Annotated in this window: 19 protein-coding genes and 3 pseudogenes; 9 read left to right on the top strand and 13 right to left on the bottom strand. The window is 69.8% G+C overall.

The genetic code is table 11. The features are described 5' to 3' along the window. The 4 genes and pseudogenes from ABZZ22_RS13955 to ABZZ22_RS13970 all read left to right on the top strand — a co-directional run bounded on the left by ABZZ22_RS13955 (window position 1) and on the right by ABZZ22_RS13970 (window position 4163). Window positions 1–780, top strand: a complete 780-nt coding sequence (locus ABZZ22_RS13955) for a 5-oxoprolinase subunit PxpA (protein ID WP_354932247.1) — start codon at window positions 1–3, stop codon at window positions 778–780. Between the two features lie 61 nt (window positions 781–841). After that, a pseudogene (locus tag ABZZ22_RS13960) lies at window positions 842–1411 on the top strand (allophanate hydrolase subunit 1); the annotation flags it as partial. Window positions 1412–1561: 150 nt separating this feature from the next. Next, window positions 1562–2431: pseudogene (locus ABZZ22_RS13965) on the top strand (biotin-dependent carboxyltransferase family protein); the annotation flags it as partial. 1 nt (window position 2432) lies between these two features. Further along, window positions 2433–4163, top strand: coding sequence for a biotin carboxylase N-terminal domain-containing protein (locus tag ABZZ22_RS13970; protein WP_354932249.1), 1731 nt, complete (start codon window positions 2433–2435; stop codon window positions 4161–4163). A gap of 7 nt (window positions 4164–4170) precedes the next feature. Here ABZZ22_RS13970 and ABZZ22_RS13975 read toward each other — a convergent pair whose 3' ends face one another. From ABZZ22_RS13975 to ABZZ22_RS14000, 6 genes and pseudogenes are all read right to left on the bottom strand, one after another. Next, window positions 4171–5025, bottom strand: a complete 855-nt coding sequence (locus tag ABZZ22_RS13975; protein ID WP_354932251.1) for an alpha/beta hydrolase — start codon at window positions 5023–5025, stop codon at window positions 4171–4173. A gap of 40 nt (window positions 5026–5065) precedes the next feature. Further along, a complete protein-coding gene (locus ABZZ22_RS13980) occupies window positions 5066–6115 on the bottom strand; it encodes an adenosine deaminase (RefSeq protein ID WP_354932253.1) in 1050 nt (349 codons plus the stop codon). 147 nt (window positions 6116–6262) lie between these two features. Then, window positions 6263–6502: a hypothetical protein gene (locus ABZZ22_RS13985; RefSeq protein WP_354932255.1), complete on the bottom strand. Its 240-nt coding sequence runs from the start codon at window positions 6500–6502 to the stop codon at window positions 6263–6265. Beyond that, a complete protein-coding gene (locus ABZZ22_RS13990; protein ID WP_354932311.1) occupies window positions 6502–7038 on the bottom strand; it encodes a hypothetical protein in 537 nt (178 codons plus the stop codon). The genes ABZZ22_RS13985 and ABZZ22_RS13990 overlap by 1 nt, the downstream gene beginning before the upstream one ends. A 41-nt stretch (window positions 7039–7079) precedes the next feature. After that, window positions 7080–7415 (bottom strand): annotated as a pseudogene (locus tag ABZZ22_RS13995) (putative T7SS-secreted protein); the annotation flags it as partial. 3 nt (window positions 7416–7418) lie between these two features. Then, a complete protein-coding gene (locus ABZZ22_RS14000; RefSeq protein WP_354932257.1) occupies window positions 7419–7754 on the bottom strand; it encodes a hypothetical protein in 336 nt (111 codons plus the stop codon). 94 nt (window positions 7755–7848) lie between these two features. On the opposite strand from ABZZ22_RS14000, the gene ABZZ22_RS14005 reads away from it, so the two are divergent. From ABZZ22_RS14005 to ABZZ22_RS14015, 3 genes are read left to right on the top strand one after another with little or no spacing between them, the layout of a single operon-like run. Then, entirely contained in the window at window positions 7849–8172 is a 324-nt protein-coding gene (locus tag ABZZ22_RS14005) for a hypothetical protein (protein WP_354932259.1), read from the top strand. Then, window positions 8172–8471, top strand: a complete 300-nt coding sequence (locus tag ABZZ22_RS14010) for a hypothetical protein (protein ID WP_354932261.1) — start codon at window positions 8172–8174, stop codon at window positions 8469–8471. Before ABZZ22_RS14005 ends, ABZZ22_RS14010 begins: the two co-directional genes overlap by 1 nt. A gap of 23 nt (window positions 8472–8494) precedes the next feature. Then, window positions 8495–8890 (top strand): VOC family protein, encoded by a 396-nt coding sequence (locus tag ABZZ22_RS14015; protein WP_292652479.1) that lies wholly within the window; start codon window positions 8495–8497, stop codon window positions 8888–8890. Window positions 8891–8893: 3 nt separating this feature from the next. On the opposite strand, the gene ABZZ22_RS14020 is transcribed toward ABZZ22_RS14015, so the two are convergent. After that, window positions 8894–9379 (bottom strand): DUF5709 domain-containing protein, encoded by a 486-nt coding sequence (locus ABZZ22_RS14020; RefSeq protein WP_354932264.1) that lies wholly within the window; start codon window positions 9377–9379, stop codon window positions 8894–8896. 289 nt (window positions 9380–9668) lie between these two features. Here ABZZ22_RS14020 and ABZZ22_RS14025 point away from each other — a divergent pair, with 289 nt between their 5' ends. Further along, window positions 9669–11060 carry a sulfatase gene (locus ABZZ22_RS14025; RefSeq protein ID WP_354932266.1) on the top strand — a complete coding sequence of 464 codons (1392 nt, stop codon included), beginning with the start codon at window positions 9669–9671 and terminating at the stop codon, window positions 11058–11060. Here ABZZ22_RS14025 and ABZZ22_RS14030 read toward each other — a convergent pair. From ABZZ22_RS14030 to ABZZ22_RS14055, 6 genes are all read right to left on the bottom strand, one after another. Beyond that, window positions 11045–12001 carry a formylglycine-generating enzyme family protein gene (locus tag ABZZ22_RS14030; protein ID WP_354932268.1) on the bottom strand — a complete coding sequence of 319 codons (957 nt, stop codon included), beginning with the start codon at window positions 11999–12001 and terminating at the stop codon, window positions 11045–11047. The two genes, ABZZ22_RS14025 and ABZZ22_RS14030, sit on opposite strands and share 16 nt — an antisense overlap. Before the next feature lie 10 nt (window positions 12002–12011). Then, window positions 12012–13229 carry a hypothetical protein gene (locus tag ABZZ22_RS14035; protein WP_354932270.1) on the bottom strand — a complete coding sequence of 406 codons (1218 nt, stop codon included), beginning with the start codon at window positions 13227–13229 and terminating at the stop codon, window positions 12012–12014. A 134-nt stretch (window positions 13230–13363) separates the two neighbouring features. Then, complete coding sequence (locus tag ABZZ22_RS14040) at window positions 13364–15889, bottom strand: bifunctional FO biosynthesis protein CofGH (RefSeq protein WP_354932272.1); 2526 nt, start codon at window positions 15887–15889, stop codon at window positions 13364–13366. 36 nt (window positions 15890–15925) lie between these two features. Further along, on the bottom strand, window positions 15926–18190 hold the full coding sequence (locus ABZZ22_RS14045; protein WP_354932274.1) for a serine/threonine-protein kinase: 2265 nt from the start codon (window positions 18188–18190) through the stop codon (window positions 15926–15928). 112 nt (window positions 18191–18302) lie between these two features. Then, on the bottom strand, window positions 18303–19478 hold the full coding sequence (locus ABZZ22_RS14050) for a hypothetical protein (protein ID WP_354932276.1): 1176 nt from the start codon (window positions 19476–19478) through the stop codon (window positions 18303–18305). 610 nt (window positions 19479–20088) lie between these two features. Beyond that, the gene (locus ABZZ22_RS14055; RefSeq protein ID WP_354932278.1) at window positions 20089–21144 is read right to left on the bottom strand and encodes an LLM class F420-dependent oxidoreductase; all 1056 of its coding nucleotides are present in this window, start codon (window positions 21142–21144) and stop codon (window positions 20089–20091) included. 23 nt (window positions 21145–21167) lie between these two features. On the opposite strand from ABZZ22_RS14055, the gene fgd reads away from it, so the two are divergent. Continuing rightward, on the top strand, window positions 21168–22172 hold the full coding sequence (gene fgd / locus ABZZ22_RS14060) for a glucose-6-phosphate dehydrogenase (coenzyme-F420) (RefSeq protein ID WP_354932280.1): 1005 nt from the start codon (window positions 21168–21170) through the stop codon (window positions 22170–22172). Window positions 22173–22293 lie beyond the last annotated feature (121 nt).

The raw sequence follows: 22293 nt of genomic DNA on the forward strand, positions 1-22293 counted from the left end.
GTGGCAACCATCGATCTGAACTCCGACCTCGGCGAGAACGCCCCCGACCGGGTGGTCGCCGACGACGCGGCCATGCTCGCGATCGTCTCGAGTGCCAACGTCGCCTGCGGCTTCCACGCCGGCACTCCCGAAGGGATCCGTACGACGCTCGCGGATGCCGTCGCCAACGGCGTCACGATCGGGGCGCATCCCGGCTATCGCGACTACGAGGGCTTCGGCCGTCGCAACATGGACATCGACTCGGCGACCCTGCAGGCACACGTCGAGCACCAGCTCGGCGCGCTGCTGGGGCTGACCTCGGCGGTCGGCGGCTCCGTCCACTACGTGAAGCCGCACGGCGCCCTCTACAACACGATCGCCCGCGACGAGCGGCAGGCGCGGGACGTGGTCGCCGCGGTCAAGGCGATCGACCCGTCCCTCGTGCTGCTCGGGCTCGCGGGCGGCGTCGTGCTCGAGGTGGCCGAGAGCGCCGGGCTGGCCACGGCCGCCGAGGCCTTCGCGGACCGGGCCTACACACCCGGCGGCGAGCTGGTCTCGCGCGCCGAACCCGGTGCGGTGCTGCACGACGCCGGTGCCGTCGCGGCCCGTATGCTCCGGCTCGCCCGCGAGGGCGTGGTCGAGGCGATCGACGGCACCGACGTCGCCGTACGCGCCGACTCGATCTGCGTCCACGGCGACAGCGACGGCGCGATCCGGATGGCTGCGGCGACCCGGGCCCTGCTCGAGGCCGAGGGCATCGTCATCGCCCCGTTCGCCGGGCCCGCGGGGCCGCCGGCATGACCGACGCACAGGATGCGGAGTATCTGGCGTGAGGCGTGTGCTCATCGCATCGGACCAGGGGCTGCTGGTCGAGGAGGACGACCTCGAGGGCGCGATGCGGCTGCACGCCGCGCTCGCGGCCGCGCCGCCGCTCGGCGTCGTCGAGCTGGTGCCCGCCGCCCGGACTGTGCTGGTCCGGTTCGATCCGACGCTGGTCGACGAGGCGACCCTCGCCAAGGAGCTGTCCCGCGTCGAGCCTGTCCACGGCGGTCTGCCGACGGCGGGCTCGGTGACCATCGGCGTGCGCTACGACGGGCAGGATCTCGACGAGGTCGCCGAGCTGCTCGGGGTCAGTGCCGAGCAGGTCGCCGCGCGCCATGCGGCCGCGACCTGGCGGGTGGCCTTCACCGGGTACGCACCGGGCTTCGGCTATCTCGTCGGCGACGACCCGCTGTTCGACGTGCCGCGACGCTCCTCGCCACGCACCCGAATCCCCGCCGGCTCCGTCGGGCTGGCGGGGACGTTCTCGGGCGTCTACCCCCGTGAGAGCCCCGGCGGCTGGCAGCTGATCGGACGCACGGATGCGCCGATGTGGGACCTGCACCGGGACCCGCCCGCGCTGCTCGCGCCCGGGATGACCGTGCGGTTCGAGCGGCGCGAGCGGGAGTCGGTCACGGTGGCCGAGCCCGCTCCGACGGGCGACTCCGCGGAGCGTCCCTTCGCTGTCGAGGTCGTACGCCCTGGCCTGCAGCTGGTGCTCGAGGACCTCGGCCGCCCCGGCCATGCAGCGCTCGGCGTCTCCGCGTCGGGCACGGCCGACCGCCGTGCCCTGCGGGCCGCGAACCGCGCCGTGGGCAATGCTCCTGGAACGGCAGGGTTCGAGCTCGCCGGCGGGGGCGCCGTCCTGCGCTTCACCGGCGCCGCGGTCGTGGCGGTCGCGGGCGCCCCTGCCGAGACGACGATCGTACGCAGCGACGGCCCGCCGCTCCCGGTCGAGCACGGCGCCGCCACCGCGCTCGAGGACGGCGAGGAGCTGCGGCTCGGCTCGGTGAGCACCGGTCTGCGCTCCGTGGTCGCGGTCCGGGGCGGACTCGATCTTCCGCCGGCGCTCGGCAGCCTCTCGAGCGACACGCTCGCGGGCCTCGGCCCCGGTGACCTCGGCGGCCGCCCCCTGCGTGCAGGCGACATGGTGCCGCTGCGCGGCCCCGCGGCCGCGCCGCATGCGGTCGACCCCTGCCCGGCACCGGCAGACCCGCTGCCAGCACCCGGCGACACGGTCGAGCTGCGCATCGTGCTCGGGCCGCGTGAGGACTGGTTCACCCCGGCCGGCGTACGCACTCTCGTCGAGCAGGAATGGACCGTCACGCCGCGCTCGGACCGCGTCGGCGTGCGCCTGGAAGGTGCCGTCCCGCTCGAACGAGACGTCGCCGGCGAGCTGCCGAGCGAGGGGGCGGTGACCGGCGCGATCCAGGTGCCGCCCGACGGGCAGCCCGTGCTGTTCCTTCCGGACCACCCGCTCACCGGCGGCTATCCGATCATCGGCGCGGTCGTCGACCGCGACCTGGACCTGGCCGGGCAGCTGCCGCCCGGGGTCCGCATCCGCTTCCGTCCCGTCGCGCCAACTGTGCCTATTTTGCGCGTTGGGCCGACCACCGAGATCCGAGGAGACTGACATGCGCAGGGTGCTCATCGCCAACAGGGGAGAGATCGCCGTCCGCGTCGTGCGGGCGGTCGCCGAGGCCGGCCTCGTGTCGATCGCGGTCTACGCCGACCAGGACGCCGACGCGCTGCACGTGCGGCTTGCCGACGAGGCATACATGCTCGGCGGCGCCACTGCCGCCGAGTCCTACCTCAGCATCGAGTGGCTGATTGCTGCGGCGCAGGCCTCCGGTGCCGATGCGGTCCATCCCGGCTACGGGTTCCTGTCGGAGAGCGCCGAGTTCGCGCGCGCCGTCGAGGCCGCCGGGCTGATCTGGATCGGGCCGGCTCCTGCGAGCATCGACAGCCTCGGCGACAAGATCACCGCGCGCCGGATCGCGCAGAGCGTGGGCGCTCCGCTGGTGGCCGGCACCGACCGGCCGTTGGAGTCGGCCGACGAGGCGGTCGCGTTCGCGCGCGAGCACGGGCTTCCCATCGCGATCAAGGCCGCCTTCGGCGGTGGTGGACGCGGGCTGAAGGTCGCCCGCGAGCTCGACGACGTCGCCGATGCCTTCGACTCCGCCTCGCGTGAGGCGCAGGCCGCGTTCGGTCGGGGCGAGTGCTTCGTGGAGCGGTTCCTGGAGCGTCCCCGGCACATCGAGGCGCAGGTGCTCGGCGACGGCACCGGCAACGTCGTGGTCGTCGGCGACCGGGACTGCTCGCTGCAGCGCCGCAACCAGAAGCTCGTCGAGGAAGCGCCCGCGCCGGGGCTGACCGACGAGCAGCGCCGCCGCATCTACGAAGCAGCGCGCGACATCTGTGCGGCGGTCTCCTACCGCGGAGCCGGGACCGTCGAGTTCCTGATGGGTGAGGACGGCGTGATCTCGTTCCTCGAGGTGAACACCCGCCTGCAGGTCGAGCACCCGATCACCGAGGCCGTCACCGGCGTCGACCTCGTCGCGGAGCAACTACGGATCGCCGCAGGCGAGGGGCTCTCCTTCTCGGAGACGCCGGAGCCGAATGGCCACGCGATCGAGCTGCGGATCAACGCCGAGGACCCGGGCCGAGGCTTCCTGCCGAGCCCGGGGGTGGTGACGAGCCTGCGGGTCCCCGCAGGGCCTGGAGTTCGCTGGGACGCCGGGATCGAGGCGGGCGACGCCGTGCAGAGCGCCTTCGACTCGTTGATCGCCAAGCTGATCGTGCACGCGCCCGACCGGGACACCGCCGTCGTACGTGCGCGCCGCGCGCTTGGCGAGCTCTCGGTCGAGGGGGTCGCGACCGTCGTACCGTTCGCCCGTGTCCTGCTCGACGACCCGGCTTTCTCGACCGCCGGGTTCGCGGTGCACACGCAGTGGATCGAGACCACGCTGATGCCGCGGCTCGAGACCCAGCGGCGCCCCGATCCGGCGCCCGCGCAGCCGCTGCGGAGAGTGCCGATCGAGATCGACGGTCGCCGGGTGATGCTGGGGCTGCCCGAGGAGCTCCTGCGGGGCATCGCCGCGGGCGGGACGACGACGGCCGATGCCGTCCCGGCGACCGCCGTCGTCGACCCGGCCGTGATCGAGGCTCCCGTGCCCGGCGCGCTGGTCGACTGGCTCGTCCCGGACGGTGAGCAGGTCACCGAGGGCCAGGACGTCGCGGTCATCGACGCCATGAAGATGGAGACCCGTGTCGCCGCACACCGTGCGGGCGTGCTCTCCCGCGGCACCGACGTGGGCGCGACGGTCGCGATCGGTGACGTGCTCGGGAAGATCGAGCCGTCCTAGGAGTCGGCTACGGGGCCGTGTGCTCGAGGATCGCCGGGATGGCCACTTCCCAGGTGGAGGGCGGGGGCGGCTCGTGGCCGACACCGTCGAGGACGAGGAGCGTCGCATCGGGAATGTCGCGGGCGAGGATCTCGCCGTGGCCGATCGGGAACAGCGGGTCGCGGGTGCCGTGGATGACCAGCGTCGGGGCGGCGATGTCGGCCAGGGTCGCCTCGATCGGCTCGCCGTCGCTCATCATCTGATGGTTGGTGAAGCTCGGCCGCATGTCCGGTGTGCGGCGTACGACCCGCTCGACGACCGCCCGCATCCGGGCTTCGTCGTAGCCCTCGGGGACGAACGCACGCTGGTCCTCGACCAGCATCGACACCAGAGCTTCGTGGTCGTCGGGATCCGGGACCGTGCTCTCGGCGGCCTTCGCGAAGAAGTCGGCCATCTCCTCGCCGATGGGCGGCAGGTCGGGTACGCCGTCGAAGGCCGGTGAGGTCTCGTTGAGGATCAGCGTCTCGACCCGGTCCGGATAGAGCGCCGCCGCACACTGGGCCAGCGCCCCGCCCATCGAGATGCCGAAGATGTGGCCCTTGTCGAGGCCGAAGGCATCGAGGAGAGCCGGGATGTCCTCGATCATGTCGCGCCCGGTGTAGCCCGGCGCTCCCGGCGGCCAGGTCGTGGAGCGGCCGGTGTCGCGGTGGTCGTAGCGGATCACGAACCTCCGCCCAGCAGCCAGCGCCTGGCAGAAGTCGTCCTCCCAGTAGTCCATCGAGGCGCTCATCCCGCCGACGAGCAGGATCGGCGGGTCCCCAGGACTCCCGAACGTCTCGACGCACAGCTCGATCCCGTTGACCGCCAGTGTGAGTTCACCCATGCCGACCAGCAAACGGGCGGGGTCGAGCCGCGTCAAGCGCTTAAGACGTGGCGTACGTGTCGATCTCGGCGCGCAGCCTGGCCTTGAGCTCCTCCGGAGCGTACGAGACGTCGACCGCGGCCCGGGCGAGGTCGGCGACGCCGGCGGCGTCGAGACTGAGGAGGTCGGTCGCGATCTCGTACTCCTGGTTGAGCGTGGTCGCGAACATCGGCGGGTCGTCGGAGTTGATCGTGACCAGCACTCCGGCATCGACGAACGTCTTCAGCGGGTGCTCCTCGAGCGTCGCGACGGCACCGGTGGCGACGTTGGACGAGGGGCAGACCTCGAGCGGGATCCGGTGCTCGGCGAGGTGGGCGAGCAGGGCCGGGTCCTGGGCCGCCGACGTGCCGTGGCCGATCCGCTCCGCCTTCAGCACGGTCAGGGCGTCCCAGATCGTCTGCGGCCCGGTGGACTCGCCGGCGTGCGGCAGTGAGCGGAGCCCGGCAGCACGGGCGGCGTCGAAGTGCCTCTCGAACTGCGGCCGCGGAACCCCGATCTCGGGCCCGCCGAGACCGAAGCCGATGAGCGCCTCGGGGCCGTGGTCGACGGCGTACGCCAGGGTCGCATCCGCCGCCGGCATCCCCGCCTCGCCCGGGATGTCATAGATCCAGCGCAGCGTGATCCCGAAGTCGCGCTCGGCGCTGACCCGGGCGTCCTCGAGCGCCTCGGTGTAGGCCTCGATCGCCATCCCGGTGTGTCCGTCGCCTGCCTCGCGAACGGCCAGGTCGGGGCGGACGGAGGTGTAGGGGGTGCAGGTCAGCTCGGCGTAACGGACCTGCTGGGTCTGCGCCAGGTCCCGCGCGATCTCGTAGGTCAGATAGCGGATGTCCTCCGGTGTACGCACCAGGTCGACGACCGAGAGGTAGACCTCGACGAAGTGCGCGAAGTCGCTGAAGGTGAAGTACTCCCGCAGCAGCTCGACATCGGCCGGCACGGTCCCCGGGTGCCGCGCGGCCAGCTCAGCCACGATCCGCGGCGACGCCGACCCGACGTGGTGGACGTGCAGCTCGGCCTTGGGCAGTCCTGCGATGAACGTCTTCAGATCACTCACAACCCCGATCCTCACACGCCCCTGCCGCTCCCGCGACCGGTTTCTGCGGCTGTACCAGACGATGACACCTTGTGAATCCGTTCACTGGGTGTCATCGGCATGTGTAGCGTTCAGAGACCACGACGTCCTCGATCTGGGGGTTGCGCCTCAAGCAGCGTAGATCACTTTGTCTGGCCACATCCCTGTGGCTCTTGCTTCCTTGTATGCCTTCACGAGGATCTTCGCCGCAGCTGGATCGAGGTCGGAGTCAACAGCAGAAAGCCGCGCCGGGACCTCGGCCTTGATGATCTCGACCTCGCCAGATCGCTCGGCACCGGGCCACTCGAATGCGTACGTGATCGACTGATCGTCCTCGAAGATCTTCTTGCCCTCGATGAGCATGCCCATTACTTCAGCCCTACCTCTCGCTCCCAGTTTGCCACTTCGTTCGCGGCACGGTGTGCCTCGTTGTAGGAGGCGCCGGGATTCGCTTTCAAGTACTCCAGTTCGGTCTTCTCATGAAGCAGCCAGAGGCGATCGGTGTCGGTTGCCTGGCCGTTCTGTAGGCGGAACCAGGCTTCGGCCTGCTCCGGACTGGAGTCGAACCTTTTGACCACCGTCTCACCGTCTCCGTAGGTGATGCGATGTTCCTGATGGAAGACGTGATCTTTGACCGAGAGAACGTCATCAGCGGACAATTGACTGCCATCCGGCATCCGCAAGTTGTTCTCGTCCGCGGCGATCTTCGCCGCGTCGTCGGTGGAACCGCGGATCTCGTCGTATGCGTCGTCTGCCCACATCTCTCGCCGGAACGGGTCGCGGGGACCGACGTGTCCGCCGGTGTGCAGCTCGCCGAGGTCGCCGAGGTCATCGATGGCGTTGTCGAGTTTGCCGACGTCACCGAGGCCGTCGAAGTTGTCGAGGCCCTTGAGACCGGAGGACATGTCCCCGAGAGCGTCCAGGGCGTCGGCGCCGCCCTTGACGCCGCGGCGTAGTCGGCCTTGGCCTGGGTGGTGACACCCTCGCCACGTTCATACTCCGACTTGGCGGTCGCCGCGTTCTGCTGAGCGGTCTCCAAGGCGGAGGCGTACTCGACCAGGGCGTTGCCGGCAGCGCGGAAGCCGGTGCCCGCCTCGTACCAGCGGTTGGGCTCGCGGTCGTGGGCGTCGCGGAAGTTGTCGGCGGCGCGGCCGATCCAGCCCTCGGTGTCTATCTTGGTCAGGGCGTCGCCGGTCTGGTCGAAGAACCGGCCCTTGTCGGCGCAGGTCTGACCTCGGGAGCGGATCTGGCCGGGGTTGCCCTTGATGGTGAAGTCGGGCACCGGCTACTTCCCGTCGCCGGTGATGGTGAGGTCGGTGGCGGCGGACTTGGCCTTGGCCATCTCGGCGGTGCCCGTCTCGTTGAGCTCGATGTAGTTCATCGCGATCTTCCCGATCCGACCGGACATCTCACCGACGTCCTCACAGAGGTTGTTCATGCCGCGCTCCCAGCGGTCCTTGAACTCCTCGACCGCGCCCCAGACCTCGTCGGAGCCGCAGGCGTCCTCAGAGGGCACCAGGTCCTCGACGTCCTTGTCCTTGAACAGCTGCGCCGTCTCGGCCAGACCCTGAGCGGCCTTGGCCAAGGACTCCAGATCCACCTCGAAGTCGTAGGAGGGCATCCACCAGAGCCTTTCGAGTCTGTACCGAACTGCGTACGCCGGAGGACAATGTAGCCTCACGCTCGCCGGCACATCGAAAGAACCGGGGGAACCTGTGAACATTCAACTGACAGTGGGCCAGCAGACCGCGGCGGCCAAGCATGTCGAGGACAGCATCGCCGATCTCGAGAAGCTGCTGACCAATCTCTCCGGCAACATCGAGGGCGCGGTCCCGGGGATGATGGGCAGCGCCGCCGGCGGACTCGTGGAGTCGTTGCAGACCTGGTACGAGAAGGTCGGTGGGCTGGCGATCCTGATGCAGGAGTACGCCGCCGCGCTCCGTGACGTCGACGTCCAGCACGCCACGACCCAGAACGACATCGTCCAGGAGGCCCACGGTCAGGCCGCGAACCTCGAACAGCGACTGGGGACCCTCTGATGAGTGAGAACAGCCTGATCGTCAAGGAACCCAGCATCGAGGACCTCGAGACGACCCTGAAGCAGGCGGCCAAGGACCTGCGAACGTTCTTCACCGACCTGATGGACGAGGTCGATCAGATCACCTCCGGCTGGTCTGCCGAGACCGGGTCGAAGCATGCCGCGGACCGAGCCGCACGAAGGGTGATCGACGCGTCCGGCCGCGCCGCCGCCGTGTTGGAGACGATGGCGACCGCCGTGCACAACTACGGTGAAGAAGCACACGACATCGAGGTCAAGAACGTCGCGATCGTCGGATGATCGCTCGAACCGAGGAGACGAAGATGCGGGCGATCCATCACTGGGACCTCTGGGTCGACGACTTCGAGACTGCCTCGGGCGAGTGGGGCTGGCTCTTCGGCGAGCTCGGCTGGGAGGCCGGGGAGAAGGGCCACTTCTGGGAGGCGCCGGACGGGACGTATGTCTTCATGGAGCACTCCACGGACCAGCACGGCGCCCAGGACCGGCTCCGTCCTGGCGTCAACCACATCGCGTTCATGATCGAGAGCCGCGACCAGCTCGACCGGATCCGCGCGGCGTCGACCGAGCACGGCTGGCACGAGCTGTACGCCGACCGCTACCCGCATGCCGGCGGCGACGAGCACACCGCGCTCTACCTGGAGAGCTCGGAGGGATTCGAGGTCGAGATCGTGCTGGAGGTCGAGGACCTCACCGCGTAGCGCTCAGCTGTCGTCGTCGCTGTCGTCCTCGCTGTCGTCCTCGCTGTCGTCCTCGCTGTCGTCGATGATGTGCATGGCGGCTTCCTCCGCGGTGGCGCCGGCCCCGTCGATACCGGCGTCGACCCCGTAGACCTCGGACTCGGCGTCCTCACCGGTCCCGCGGTCGGGGTCGACCAGTCGACCGGCTCGCTTGTTGCCGACCTCACGGCCGTCGGGGTCGTCGCTCTCCTCGGCGTCGTCGTACTCGACCGCGTAGGGATCGGTCTCCGGCACCTCCTGGTGGCGCCGCTGGTCGATGCACTCCCGATGCTCCTCCTCCCACGGCGTGTTGCCGTAGTCGGTGGAGTAGCGGTCGGCGGTGACGATGCCGTGGTCGAGCTCATCGCGCACCTCACCTTCGAGAACGTCTCCGGAGAGCGCGTCCTCGCCGGTGATCTGGTCCTCGTCGTCGACGCTGTAGTCGCCGTAGTTCTCGCGCGATTCGCTCACTTGAGTCTCCTCATCGGCCGGCATTGGGGTCATCGATGTCCCTTTCGGTAACGTTAACCCGGTCCGGTATGGAGTGGAACCGGACGGAAACACACGACGCGGGGATCGACCGAGGGAGCAGAACCAAATGGCGCCTCGCGCCCGACTGGCTGTGGCGGCTGTTGCCGTACTCGCCGGCTCTTCGATCGCGCTCGGCGTGATGCCTGAATCGAGCGGCCCGTTGGGGTCTTTGGGGTCTTTGGCCGGGGGCGCTTTCGCGCGTGTCGTCAACGCTCCTGCCGAGGGCGTGGTGCCCCCGACGCCCACCGCGACGCCGGAGTGGGCGCCTTCCTCGACCAAGCCCAACGTCCTCATGATCACCGCGGACGACCTGGCCTATGAGGATCTGGAGTACATGCCCCACGTACGCAGCCTCCTGGCCGACCAGGGCACGACGTTGACCGCGGCGATCGCGCCCACGCCGATCTGTGTGCCGGCCCGGGCGTCGCTGCTGACCGGACAGTATTCGCACAACCACGAGACCGTGACCGTCAACGGCGAGCGCGGCGGCTACGCGTCGATGGAACACACCGGCACGCTGCCCGAGGCGATGCAGGAGGCGGGGTACGACACCCTGTTCACCGGGAAGTACCTCAACGGCTACGGCCTGCGGGGGACGGCCAAGGACGTGCCGCCCGGGTGGACCGACTGGCGTGCGACGACCGACATGTCGACCTACAACTTCCTGCATCCGCGGATCAACCACAACGGCAAGCTCAAGGCCTATCACCGCTACACGACCTACGTCATGCGCGACCAGGCCAACGAGATGATCTCGGCACCCGAGCGCGCCGACAAGCCGTGGTACATGTGGGTCAACTACGTCGCGCCGCACCACGGCGGACCGAGGGAGGCCGACGACCCGGAGAACACCGGCACCCCCGTGCCGGCCGCCGAGGACAAGCGCTCCTTCGACGGCCTCGAGCTGCCCGACACCCCCAACATGTTCCGTACGCCCACCGACGTGCCACCGAACTCGCCCTCCCGCAGGAGCTTCGACGCCCAGAAGCGCGCCGAGCTGCGGATCGCCCACCAGCAGCGCGTCGAGTCCGTCCAGGCCGTGGACCGAGCGGTGGCCAGCCACGTACACCGCCTGCAGGCGAGCGGGCAGATGGACAACACCATCGTCATCTTCTCCTCGGACAACGGCTACACCACCGGTGGCCACAACATCGAGGGCAAGCTGAGGCACTACCAGGAGACGCTGCGGATCCCGGTGGTCCTGCGTGGGCCGGGGATCCCGGCCGGGCGGTCCCTGTCGACCGGTGTCGGCAACCCTGACCTCGCCACCACGATCATGGCCATCGCCGGCGCCGAGCCCGGACGTGCCCAGGACGGGGTCAACATCATGCCCTGGCTCAACGCCCCGGCACAGGACCGGGTGATCCCGCTCTCTGCCTGGCGCGTCAGCGACGGTAACAAGCAGCTCTACTCCGGGATCCGCTTCGGTGACTGGACCTACGCCCGCTACCCCGACGGCAGCGAAGAGCTCTACAACATGGCTGAGGACCCCTACCAGGTCCGCTCGCTCGCGCTGCGCCCCGAGTATGCCGACGACCTGGCCGAGCTGCGCGCCCTCGACAAGAAATACGCGAAGTGCGCCGGCGACACCTGCCCGAAGGAGTTCTACCCGGCCGGCTGATCAGCGGCGCACCGGAAGCCCAGGTTGCCCGCGGTCGAGTCGGGCGGACTGCTGGAGCGCGCGGAGAGCCGGTAACGGTGACAGTAGGAGTCGTGACAGAGGTAGGAACCGCCACGCATCACCCGGGTCAGGCCTTCGGCCGGGCCGCGCGGGTCGGCGGTGGCGCCGGAGTCGACGAGGTCGGCGTAGTAGGTCGGTGAGAACCAGTCGGCGCACCACTCCCAGACGTTGCCGATCATCTGGAACAGCCCGAAGCCGTTGGGATCGTACGTCCGCACCGGAGCAGTCGTGACGAACCCGTCGTCGGCGGTGTTGGTGTCCGGGAAGGCTCCCTGCCAGACGTTGGCATGGTGGGTGCCGTCCTGCTCCAGCTCGTCACCCCACGGGAACCTCGATCCGACGAGACCGCCACGGGCGGCGTACTCCCACTCGGCCTCGGTCGGCAGCCGGGTCCCGGCCCACTCGCAGTAGGCCAGCGCGTCGTCGTGGGAGACGTGCACGACGGGGTGGTTGCCCCGGCGGCCGACGTTGGAGCCCGGGCCCTCAGGGGCCCGCCAGGAGGCGGCGCGGACGCCGAGCCACCAGGGCGCTTCCGGGGAGCGGCCCAGCACGTCGCGCGGGTCACCGTTGAAGGCGAGGTGGAAGACGGCCGAGAAGCCCTCCCGCTCGGCGGTGGTGACGTGGCCGGTCGCCTTGACGAACCGGGCGAACTCCTCGTTGGTCACCGCGGTCGCGTCGAGCCGGAAGCCGGGCAGGTCGACCGGGTGCACGGGGCCTTCGCCGTCGGCCTGGTAGCCCTCGCCGAAGGAGTCCCCGGCCGCGTACGTCCCGCCGGGGAGGTCGACGAGCGTACGGCGGCGCTTGCGGGGCAGGGCCGGCGGGCGCAGAGCCGGGTCGGGGCTGGGACCGCGGGTCGCGCCGAAGGTCAGGTCGGAAGGCACGACCACCAGCCTACGAGCCGGAAAGCGTCGCCTTCAGACTGCCCGCGCTCGCCACGAGCTTCCCCTTCTTGCCGGTGACCAGTTGGCCGGGCGTACGGGCCTTGCCGTTGCCGTCGGCCTTGATCTCGAGCGAGCAGGTCGGCTTCTTGCCGGCGCACTTGAAGTCGCCCGTCGGACGGTAGGTCACCTTCAGCTTCTGGTTGTCGGAAAGGCCCTCGACGTACGCCGCCATGTAGGTGCACTTCGGCTTGCCCTTCGGGCACGAGCGCTCGATCTTGCGCCACTCCATCCGGGCCGCGGCCGCCTTGCCGCAGAGCTCGGCGGGCTCCCCGGTGCGGACCGTGCCCCAGGCGTACGTCACCTTGGTGGTCGCCTGCACGCAGGCCTCGGCGCCGCCCTTGGCGACCGGGATGATGTAGGTGAGCTCCGGGTCCTCGCCGGAGGTCGGCTGCGCGGTGCCGTCGTCGAGGGAGGCGATACCGGCGGCGACGGTCGGTGCGGTGACCTTCAGGGTGACCTCACGGTAGCCCGCGGCCGCGGCGCCGCTCGGCGCCTCGGGCGTGCGGGCGTAGCAGGTGTCCAGTGCGGTGGTCGCGGCGACGTTCTTGGCGGCTAGCTCCTCGTCGGCGAGCCGCAGGTTGGTGACCGCCAGGACTCCGGCGATCGCGGGGCGGCCGACCTCGCGCAGGCAGCGCGGGTCGTCGAGCGTCCAGGCCTTGGCGACCTGCCTGCTCCAGCTGTTCGCACCGCCGTCGGCGCAGCGGAGGAGCTCGGCGTACCACTGCGAGCCGAGCGCCGAGGGCCAGTCGCCGGTGTAGCTGAAGCCGCTGCCGGTCTTGGCGACCACCCCGGCCCTGGCCAGCCCGGTGCTGCGCTCGTCCTCGACGACGGCCTGCGCGGCGCAGCGGATCTGCTCGGGGTCGGCCCAGGCGGGAGTGTCGCCGGCGAGGCTGAGCACGCGCGCCACTTCCTTGTCGTCGCCGCGCGGCGGGCCGATGACGCCGGTGAGATAGGCCCACGCCGTCGTGCCGAGGAAGGCCACCGCCACGAACGCGCCAACAACCGCGAACCAGCGCAACGCCAGACGTACGGCCCGGCCCCGGTCGCGCCGCCGCCGCGGCATCGGTGGCAGCCCGAGCCGCCGCCGACGGGCGTCCTCGGCCGCCGCGTTGGCGAGCTCGGTCGGCTTCGGGCGTTGCGGAGCGGGGTTGCCGGTGGGGTCGGACATCTCACTCTTCCTCGTGAAGGTTCAGCGAGGATCGTAGAGGGTCGTCCTTTTCGGATACCCCCTGCCACTCCCTCCAGGGGTCTCGACGGCGCGGACTACTTCCAACCTCCGGGGCTTCGCCACGGGACGGCGTGTCATCGACCTTCGTACAGCGTCGTCCGTTCGCGTACGTCCCGGCCGATGCCTGCGCCGATCTCCTCGAGCTCGGCGACGGTCTTCGCCGAGCCGTGCTCGGAGCCGGCCATCCGCGAGATGGTCTCCTCCATCAGGGTGCCGCCGAGGTCGTTGGCTCCGGCCTGGAGCATCGCCCTGGTGCCGTCGACGCCGAGCTTGACCCAGCTCGTCTGGATGTTGTCGATGCGGCCGTGGAGCATGATCCGGGCGAGCGCGTGGACGGCGAGGTTGTCGCGCATGGTGGGGCCGGGGCGGGCTGCCCCGGCGAGGTAGATCGGCGCACTGGTGTGCACGAACGGGAGCGGCACGAACTCGGTGAGCTCCGCGTTTCCGTGCTCACGGGCCTTGTCCTGGATACCGGCGAGGACGCGGAGGTGACCGACCCAGTGGCGTGGGTTGTCCACGTGGCCGTACATCATCGTCGACGTCGTCGGGATGCCGACGCGGTGGGCGGTGGAGATGATCTCGATCCACGTCTTCGCGGGCAGCTTGCCCTTGGTCAGCACCCAGCGGACCTCGTCGTCGAGGATTTCCGCTGCCGTGCCGGGGATGCTGCCGAGCCCGGACTCGCGGACCTTGATCAGGAAGTCCTCGATGGACAGGCCGGTGCGGGAGGTGCCGTTGACGATCTCCATCGGGCTGAACGCGTGCACGTGCATCTCCGGAACCCGCTGCCTCACCGCCTGGACGAGGTCGAAGTAGGCGGTGCTGGGGAGCTCGGGATCGATGCCACCCTGCATGCACACCTCGGTGGCACCCAGGTTCCACGCCTCCTCTGCGCGGTCGGCGACCTGGTCCAGATCGAGGGAGTACGCATCCGCGTCCGTCCTCCGCTGCGCGAAGGCGCAGAACCGGCAGCCGACGTAGCAGACGTTGGTGAAGTTGATGTTGCGGTTGACGACGTAAGTCACGGTGTCGCCGTTGACCTCTCTGCGCAGGTCGTCGGCGAGCTTGGTGACCTGTCGAAGCAGGTCGCCCTCTGCGGTCATCAGAGTCAGCGCGTGCTCGTCGGAGAGGTTGCCGGGATCCTTCTCGGCTGCGGCGAGCGCCGTATGCCCCTCCGCGTGGAGGACGGCGGGAGCTCCGGTCGAGGACGCCGCCTCCCGGACCTCGTCCCAGTCGCCGTAGACCGTCTCGAAGTCGTCGCGGCGGTCGTTGGTGCGTCCGGTGGTGTCGACGGAGGCGTGCAGATCGACGCGTCCGGAGGCCGTGAAGCCGCCGTCCGGCTCCTGCCACGGGCGGCCCTCGGGCCGGACGCCGTCGGTGGCCAGCCCGTCCTCGTCGGCGAGCGCCTCGACGTGGGACAGGACGCGCGGGTCGATCCAGGACTGACCGTCACGCAGGGTGCCGGTGACGTACTCCGGGTGGACGGTGAGCCGCGGCCGCAGCGTGAAGCCGGCCTCGGCGGTGACCTGGCGCAGCGCGTCGAGGGACGGCCAGGGGCGCTCGGGGTTGACGTGGTCGGGGGTGAGCGGTGAGACCCCGCCCCAGTCGTCGATCCCCGCGCCGAGCAGCGCCCGGCACTCGTCGAGGTCGACGAGGTTGGGTGGCGCCTGGACCCGTGCCTTCGGCCCGAGGACGATCCGGGAGACGGCGATCGCGGCCAGATACTCGTCGAGCCCCAGGTCGTCGACGTGACGCATCGCCGTCGAGGGCTTCGCCCGGAAGTTCTGGACGATGATCTCCTGCAGCCCGCCGTACGCCTTGTGGACCTTACGCAGCGCAAAGATCGTCTCCGCGCGCTCGGTGAGCGTCTCGCCGATGCCGACCAGGAGGCCGGAGGTGAAGGGGATCGAGAGGCGACCGGCGTCCTCGAGCACCCGCAACCGCACCGCCGGGTCCTTGTCGGGTGAGCCGAAGTGGGCCTCGCCCTTCGTCTCGAACAGCCTGCGGCTGGTGGTCTCGAGCATCATCCCCATCGAGGGGGAGACCGGCTTGAGCCGGTTCATCTCCTCCCACGACATCACGCCGGGGTTGAGGTGGGGGAGCAGCCCGGTCTCCTCGAGCACGCGGACAGCCATCGCTCGCACGTAGTCGAGGGTCGACTGGTAGCCGCGGCTCTCCAGCCACTCCTGCGCCTCCGGCCACCGGTCCTCCGGCCGGTCGCCGAGAGTGAACAGCGCCTCCAGGCAACCCAGCTTCGCGCCCTCGGCGGCGATCTCCAGGATCTCGTCGGGGCTCAGGTAGGGCTCGCGACCCTCTCGCTCGGCCTGTCCCGGTGTCTCCACGAACGTGCAGTAGTGGCACCGGTCCCGACACAGCTTGGTGACCGGGATGAAGACCTTCGGGGAGTACGTCACCGTCTCCGGTCGCCCCGCGGCGACCAGTCCGGCGTCGCGTACCTTGGCCGCGGCGGCCGTCAGCCGGTCGAGGTCGTCGCCCCGGGCCGCCAGGAGAGCCGAAGCCTCCGCCACGTCCAAGGCTGCGCCGCGTTCGGCCCGGGCCAGCGCCCGGCGGATCTGCTGGGGTGTCGGCTGCTCGCTCATCACGAGCAGCCTAGTAGGCGCCGTTCAATTGTCGAACTAGTTGTCGATCTGGGCGCTCGCGCCGGGAGCGCTGGCGACGAACTTGTCGTTCCAGACCTTGGGACCCGACCAGTCGACGACGGCGCCCTTGCCCTGACCGTCAGCGGTGCCCGGCCAGACGCACTTGGCGTTCTTCGCGTCCGAGCACTTGCCGCCGTTGCGGGTGAGCTTCACGTTGAACTGCTTGCCGGGCTGGAAACCCTCGAAGGTGAGCCGCCAGGTGTTGCACTCGACCTTCTGCTTCGTATAGGTCGGGTCGGTGCACTTGTCCTGCTTGACCCACTCGAGCTTCTTCGGCTCGGCCTTGCCGCAGACGTCGGCGTCGGTGGCCTTCTCGGTGCCCCAGGCGAAGGCGACGTTGGTCTTGACCGCGATGCAGCCCTCGACACCGCCCTCGGTGACCGCGAGCTCGTAGGTGGAGCCCTTGAGCTCCTCGTAGCTGCTGCTGCCCTTCTTGGCGATCTCGATCACCGATTCGCCGCCGGGGGCGGTGGGCTCCTGTACGTCGAAGTCGACCTGCATGTAGGCGGGCTTGGGAGTCACCTTGGCGCCGAGCGCGTCGGCCTTGACGTAGCACGCGTCGAGGGCCTCGACGGCCTTGTCCTTGGCTGGGCCGGCGGCGCCGGGGTCGCCGTCCTTGAGGAGGTCGGCGACCGCGATCAGGCCGGCCATGGAGGTCTTGTCGACCTCCTTCTCCATGCAGCGGGTGTCGCCGACCTTCCAGTTGTCGCCGATCTCGGTCGACCAGGACTCGGTGCAGTCGAGCAGGCCCCGGGCGAAGTTCATCGCGTCGTCCGCGGGCCATTCGCCGGTGTAGGTCCAGTCGTCGCCCGCGTCCACGACGCCGTGGGAGCGCAGCTCGGCGGCGGGAACCTTCTCGACCAGGGACTCCGACGCGCAGGTCATCTGGTCCTCGGTCGCCCACCCCGGCTTGGGTACGCCGCTGGCGATCGCCTCGGCGGCCTTGGCGTCGTCGCCGTGGAGTCCGAAGATGCCGAAGCCCTGGGTGAAGATGCCGGCCCCGAGGAGCAGGACCGCGGCGACGCCGCCGCCGATGATGGCGTAGCGCTTCTTCTTGTCGCCGTCGCCGCCGCCCTGGCCGGCGCTGGAGTGGTGCGACGGCAGCCACTCGGGCTGGCCGCCTCCGGCGGCGGTGCCGGCGTTCGCCGCGGCAGCGGTCGTGGGCAGACTCTTGCCGCTGTGCACGACCGTGGAGTCGGTCTCGTTGGCGATCGGGGCGGGGGTCGGGGTGCCCTCGCCCGGACGCTTGACGATCGTCGGCTGCGCCTCGGCCTCGGGAGCCTTGTTGCCGGCCCCGGACGTGCCGTCCGCGGTGGTGTCCCAGGTGACCCCGGGACGGGAGCCGAGGTCGGCCGCGGCCGCTGCGGCGACACCGCCGACGACACCACCACCGAGACCGGACTCCTCGAGCCGGTCGGCGGCCTTGTCGAGCGCCTTGGCGAGCTCGGCGGCGGTGCGGTAGCGGTTCTCTGGCTTCTTCGCCAGCGCCCGCTGGATGATCGGGTTGAGCAGGTCGGCGCCCGGTGTCGAGGCGGGCAGCCGCGGCACCGGGTTGTTGATGTGGGCGCTCATCAGCTCGAAGTCGCTGCCGGTGTAGGGGGCCTTGCCGGTCAAGCAGGCCCACAGCAGACAGCCGGCGGCGTAGATGTCGCCGGACGCGGTCGCCTGCTCACCCATGTGACGCTCGGGGGACATGTAGGGCAGCGAGCCCACCACGGAACCGGCCCGGGTCACGTTGGAGTCGCCCTCGGTCGCGATGCCGAAGTCGGTCAGGTAGGGGACGAGCTCGCCCTCCTGGCGCTCCCACAGGAGCACGTTGGACGGCTTCACGTCGCGGTGGACGACGCCGACACGGTGGGCGTCGAAGAGCGCGTCGCTGACGTCGCCGACCAGGCGCAGTGCATGGACGGTCTCCAGCGGCCCCTTGGACTTCAGCCAGCCGTGCAGGTCGCCGTCGGGGACGTACTCGGTGACGAGGTAGACGGTGCCCTCGACCTCGCCGTACTCGATGATCTGCACGATGTTGCGCGAGCGCAGCTTGGCCAGGATGTTGGCTTCCCGCTCGAAACGGGTGATGAAGTCCTTGTCGACGGTGAGCGAGGGCAGCACCAGCTTGAGCGCCACCTTCCGACGCAGCGCCGGGTCCTTCGCCTGGTAGACGACACCCATGCCACCTTGACCCAGGACCCGTTCGATCACGTAGCGACCGAACTGTTCGCCTTCCTGGGGGAACGCAACCATCGTTAGAACCTCGCCCTGATTTTTTTACCCGATTCGACCTCTGCCGAAACCCTAGCGTCCCGTCAACGAACGTCGTGCGGCAACGCCACGGCCGAGACCGATTGTTAAGGTGCTAGTTGGGCAACCTGGCGGTGAGCCCGTCGACCTCGGCGGTGAAGCGGTCCTTCCAGCCCTTGGGTGCGGTCCAGTTGGTCCAGGTGCCGGTCGGCTTGGTGACGAAGGCCTTGTCCGAGCACGATCCGGAGGCCGAGCGGCAGTTGCCGCCGTTGAGCTTCAGCTTGATCGTGACGCTGGACAGGAGCTCATAGCCCTCGTAGTGGAGCGTCCAGGAGTTGCACGGGGCATACCTCGGCTGGGCGCACGACTTGTCCTTGGTCCACCACAGCCGGCGGTCCTTCGCCTTGCCGCAGGCCTCGTCCTCGCTGGTCTTGGTGGTGCCCCACGGATAGCTGATCGAGGCCTCGAAGGTGGCGCAACCCTCCTGGCCGCCTTCACGTACGGGGATGTTGACCTTTCCACCGGTCACCGGCTTCCACTCCGAGGAGTCGGCGGACTTCGCCCGCAGGACCACCTCGCTGCCCTCGACGGCCGGGGCCTTGACCGCGAACTCGACGCCGAGCACGGCTGGAGTCGCGGACGCGGTCGGTGCGGTGAGCTCGTCGCTCGCGTAGCACTCGTCCAGCGCCGAGACCGCCTTGTCGGCCTGCTTGGTGACGCCGGCGTCCTCGATCTCCATGGTCTGCTTGGCGATCAGACCGGCCATCGCCGCCTCGTCCACGTCGCCGAGGCAGTCGGTGTCGGCCAGGGCCCACTCCTTGCCGATCGTCTTGCTCCAGTCGCCCGAGCAGGAGAGCAGACCCTCGGAGTACGCCGTCGCCTGCAGTCCTTGCCAGGCGCCGGTGTAGGTCACGGTCTCACCGGTGACCTTGATCAGCCCGGCCTTGGTCAGGGCGTCGCTGCGCTCGTCCTTGACCAGCTGCTCGGCGGCGCACTTGGCGTCGCCCGCCGAGGCCCAGGCCGGCTTCGGGGCGTCCGCGGAGATCGCGACCACCGCCAACTTGTCCTCGGCGCTCAGCGGCCCGAAGCCGAGACGTCCGGTGAAGAACGCCCACGCGCCGGTCCCGAGCAGCGCGACGAGCACGACCGCGCCGGCGGCACCCAGTCCGATCAGCAGCCCTTTGTTGGTCTTCTTCGGCGTGTGGTGCGGCGGCAGCCCATAACCCGAGGCGTACGCGGTCGGCGGCTGTCCCGGAGGCGGACCGTAGCCACCGGCCGGTGCCACCGGCATCGCCATCGTCGGTGGCGGCGGGGGCGGTGTCGACCCAGCCGCCGACGCAGCCTGCCCCGGAGGACGGGACGGCGGCGGCGGGGTCGGCGGCCCGGAAGTCGGCGGAGACGACGGTGGCGGCGGCGGGGGAGGGGTCGCCGCCGGTGTCGTCGGTGGCGGCGGAGGCGGGGTGGGGCTCGAGCCGGGGATCCGGGTCGCGTCCGGGTCGACCGGGTTCGCCGGCTCAGGCGCCGGAGGTGGCGTAGGCCGCGGCGTACCCGGTCTCGTCTTGTCCTGGTCGTCTGGCCCCATGTCGCACGTCCTGCATGTCAGTGAAGTGAAGCGACCGGGCCGAGCGACCCGAGTCGGTAGAGACCGCGCGGGCAGGGGCACCTGCTCCGCGTCGCGATACGGGCGCGCTGGCTGCGTTGTCGCCTCTCGACGGTGCAACCAGACCGCCTTCGAGGCTCCGCCTTGCCAGCACACCCGTCTCGCGACGCTCGCGACGGCGCCCCTACCCACGCGATCTCTACGCACATCGTAAAGACACTTCGCCGAATTCGCAGCCGAGACTTCGGTACCAATCGAGGAACGCTTCTCAGTCGCCGCGGCAACGACTGCTCCCAGGCGGTCAGGCCAGCCACTCCTTGACCTGGCTGATCGCCGCCGGGGCGTCCGTGCCGAAGGCCGGAGTCACCTGCAGGCTGGTCACGCCGGCCTCCTTGAACGCGGCGATCCGCTCCTTCACGAACGACTCCGGACCGACCAGGTTGCCGGCCTCGAGCCACGCCTCGGGCACCTCGGCCTCGGCGTCGCGCTTGTGCCCGTCGAGATAGAGGTCCTGGATCTTCTTGGCCTCGGCCTCGAAGCCGTACTTGACGGCCATGTCGTTGTAGAAGTTCTTGCCGCGCGCGCCCATGCCGCCGACGTACAGCGCGATCAGGCCGCGCATCGTGTCGCGGTGGCGCTTGGCCTCGTCGGGGTCGTCGGTGATCGCGAGCAGACCGCCGGCGGAGATCTCCAGGGGCTTAAGGTCGGAGGAGCGCATGGCCAGACCCTTCTCGATGGCGTCGCCCCAGACGTCGCGGGCCTTGTCGGGCAGGAACTGGAACGGCAGCCAGCCGTCGGCCACCTCGGCGGTCATCGCGACGTTCTTGTCGCCCAGAGCGGCCACCCAGAGCGGAGTGTCGGCGCGCTCGGGCCTGTTGAGCAGCTTGAGCGGCTTGCCGAGCCCGGTGCCCTGGTCGGCGGGGAGCGGGATCTTGTAGAGCCCGTCGCTCTGCAGCCGCTCGCCACGCAGCCCGGCGCGCAGCAGCGCGATGATCTCCCGGGTGCGGGTCAACGGCTTGTCGTACGCCACCCCGTGGAAGCCCTCGATGACCTGGGGTCCGCTCGCGCCGAGGCCGAGGATCGCCCGCCCGCCGGAGACGTTGTCGAGACCGGCCGCGGTCTGGAGCAGCGCTCCCGGCGTACGGCTGTAGATGTTGAGGATGCCCGCCCCGAGCTCGACGGTCTCGGTCTTCGCGGCCAGGTAGCCCAGCAGCGAGACCGCGTCGAAGCCGTACGGCTCGGCGACCCACAGCTGGTCGAGGCCCGCCTTCTCCAGGTCGGCGACCTGGTCTGCGGTCTCACGCGGGTTGCCGAAGTAGGTCAGGGGCATCGCGAGCTTCATAGTGGGCTGCTTCATGCTGGGGAGGCTACCGTGATCGTGTGACGGAGATCAGGTTCGGATACAAGGCTTCCAACGAGCAGTTCGCACCCACGGAGCTGCTGAACTACGGCGTGATGGCGGAGGAGCAGGGTTTCGACTCGGTCTTCATCTCCGACCATCTCCAGCCCTGGCGACACGACGGCGGACACGCACCGTTCGCGATGACATGGCTCGGTGCGCTGGGCGCGCGCACGGAGCGGATCACCATGGGGACGTCCGTCCTCACCCCGACGTTCCGCTACCACCCCGCGATCGTGGCGCAGTCCTTCGCGACCCTCGGCTCGCTCTTCCCCGACCGCGTCGTGCTCGGGATGGGCACCGGTGAGGCGATGAACGAGGCGCCGCTGGGTGTGGAGTGGCCCGAGGGCAAGGTGCGCTTCGCGCGGTTCCGGGAGGCCGTGCGCGTCATCAAGAAGCTCTGGTCCGAGGACCGGGTGACCTTCGAGGGCGACTACTACCAGCTCGACCGGGCGACCATCTACGACAAGCCGTCCACGCCGGTCCCGATCTACCTGGCCGGCAGCGGCCCGGCCGCGACCAAGTACGCCGGCCGTGCCGGTGACGGCTACATCACCACCTCCGGCAAGGGCGCCGAGCTCTACACCGACACGCTGCTCCCGGCCGTGCGGACCGGCATCGAGCTCTCCGAGCGCAAGCCGGAGGACGTGGACATGATGATCGAGGTCAAGGTCTCCTTCGACCACGATCTGGAGCAGGCGATGGAGGCCACCCGCTTCTGGGGCGCTCTCGGTCTCACCCCCGAGCAGAAGCACTCGGTCGAGGACCCGGTGGAGATGCAGCGTCTCGCCGACGCGCTGCCGACCTCGGCGACCGCCAAGCGGTTCATCGTGTCGACCGACCCCGACGAGCACGTCGCCCGGATCAAGGAATACCTCGACATGGGCTTCACCCACCTGGTCTTCCACGCCCCCGGCCCGGACCAGGCGAAGTTCCTCGAGCTCTACGGCGAGGAGATCCTGCCGAAGCTCCGCGCTCTCGTCTGAGCTGAACCAGGACCCCGGCCGGCAGACTCAGGCCGGGGCCCTGGGAGGACCGCCCCACATACGCCATACGTCAGGTGGACGAGTTGTGTTGCACCTGTTTGAGATCGGTTGCCGATTTCGT

It is taken from the genome of Nocardioides sp. NPDC006273, assembly GCF_040613495.1.
Classification (GTDB): Bacteria; Actinomycetota; Actinomycetes; order Propionibacteriales; family Nocardioidaceae; genus Nocardioides.

Bases quoted from the DNA above. Each gene is read 5' to 3' on its own strand.
- ABZZ22_RS14015 (WP_292652479.1), top strand. From the start codon at position 8,495: ATGCGGGCGATCCATCACTGGGACCTCTGGGTCGACGACTTCGAGACT.
- ABZZ22_RS14035 (WP_354932270.1), bottom strand. From the start codon at position 13,229: ATGTCCGACCCCACCGGCAACCCCGCTCCGCAACGCCCGAAGCCGACC.
- ABZZ22_RS13970 (WP_354932249.1), top strand. From the start codon at position 2,433: ATGCGCAGGGTGCTCATCGCCAACAGGGGAGAGATCGCCGTCCGCGTC.
- ABZZ22_RS14045 (WP_354932274.1), bottom strand. From the start codon at position 18,190: ATGGTTGCGTTCCCCCAGGAAGGCGAACAGTTCGGTCGCTACGTGATC.
- ABZZ22_RS13990 (WP_354932311.1), bottom strand. From the start codon at position 7,038: ATGTCCTCCGGTCTCAAGGGCCTCGACAACTTCGACGGCCTCGGTGAC.
- ABZZ22_RS13985 (WP_354932255.1), bottom strand. From the start codon at position 6,502: ATGGGCATGCTCATCGAGGGCAAGAAGATCTTCGAGGACGATCAGTCG.
- ABZZ22_RS13975 (WP_354932251.1), bottom strand. From the start codon at position 5,025: ATGGGTGAACTCACACTGGCGGTCAACGGGATCGAGCTGTGCGTCGAG.
- ABZZ22_RS14055 (WP_354932278.1), bottom strand. From the start codon at position 21,144: ATGAAGCAGCCCACTATGAAGCTCGCGATGCCCCTGACCTACTTCGGC.
- ABZZ22_RS14010 (WP_354932261.1), top strand. From the start codon at position 8,172: ATGAGTGAGAACAGCCTGATCGTCAAGGAACCCAGCATCGAGGACCTC.
- ABZZ22_RS14050 (WP_354932276.1), bottom strand. From the start codon at position 19,478: ATGCCGGTGGCACCGGCCGGTGGCTACGGTCCGCCTCCGGGACAGCCG.
- ABZZ22_RS14000 (WP_354932257.1), bottom strand. From the start codon at position 7,754: ATGCCCTCCTACGACTTCGAGGTGGATCTGGAGTCCTTGGCCAAGGCC.
- ABZZ22_RS14040 (WP_354932272.1), bottom strand. From the start codon at position 15,889: ATGAGCGAGCAGCCGACACCCCAGCAGATCCGCCGGGCGCTGGCCCGG.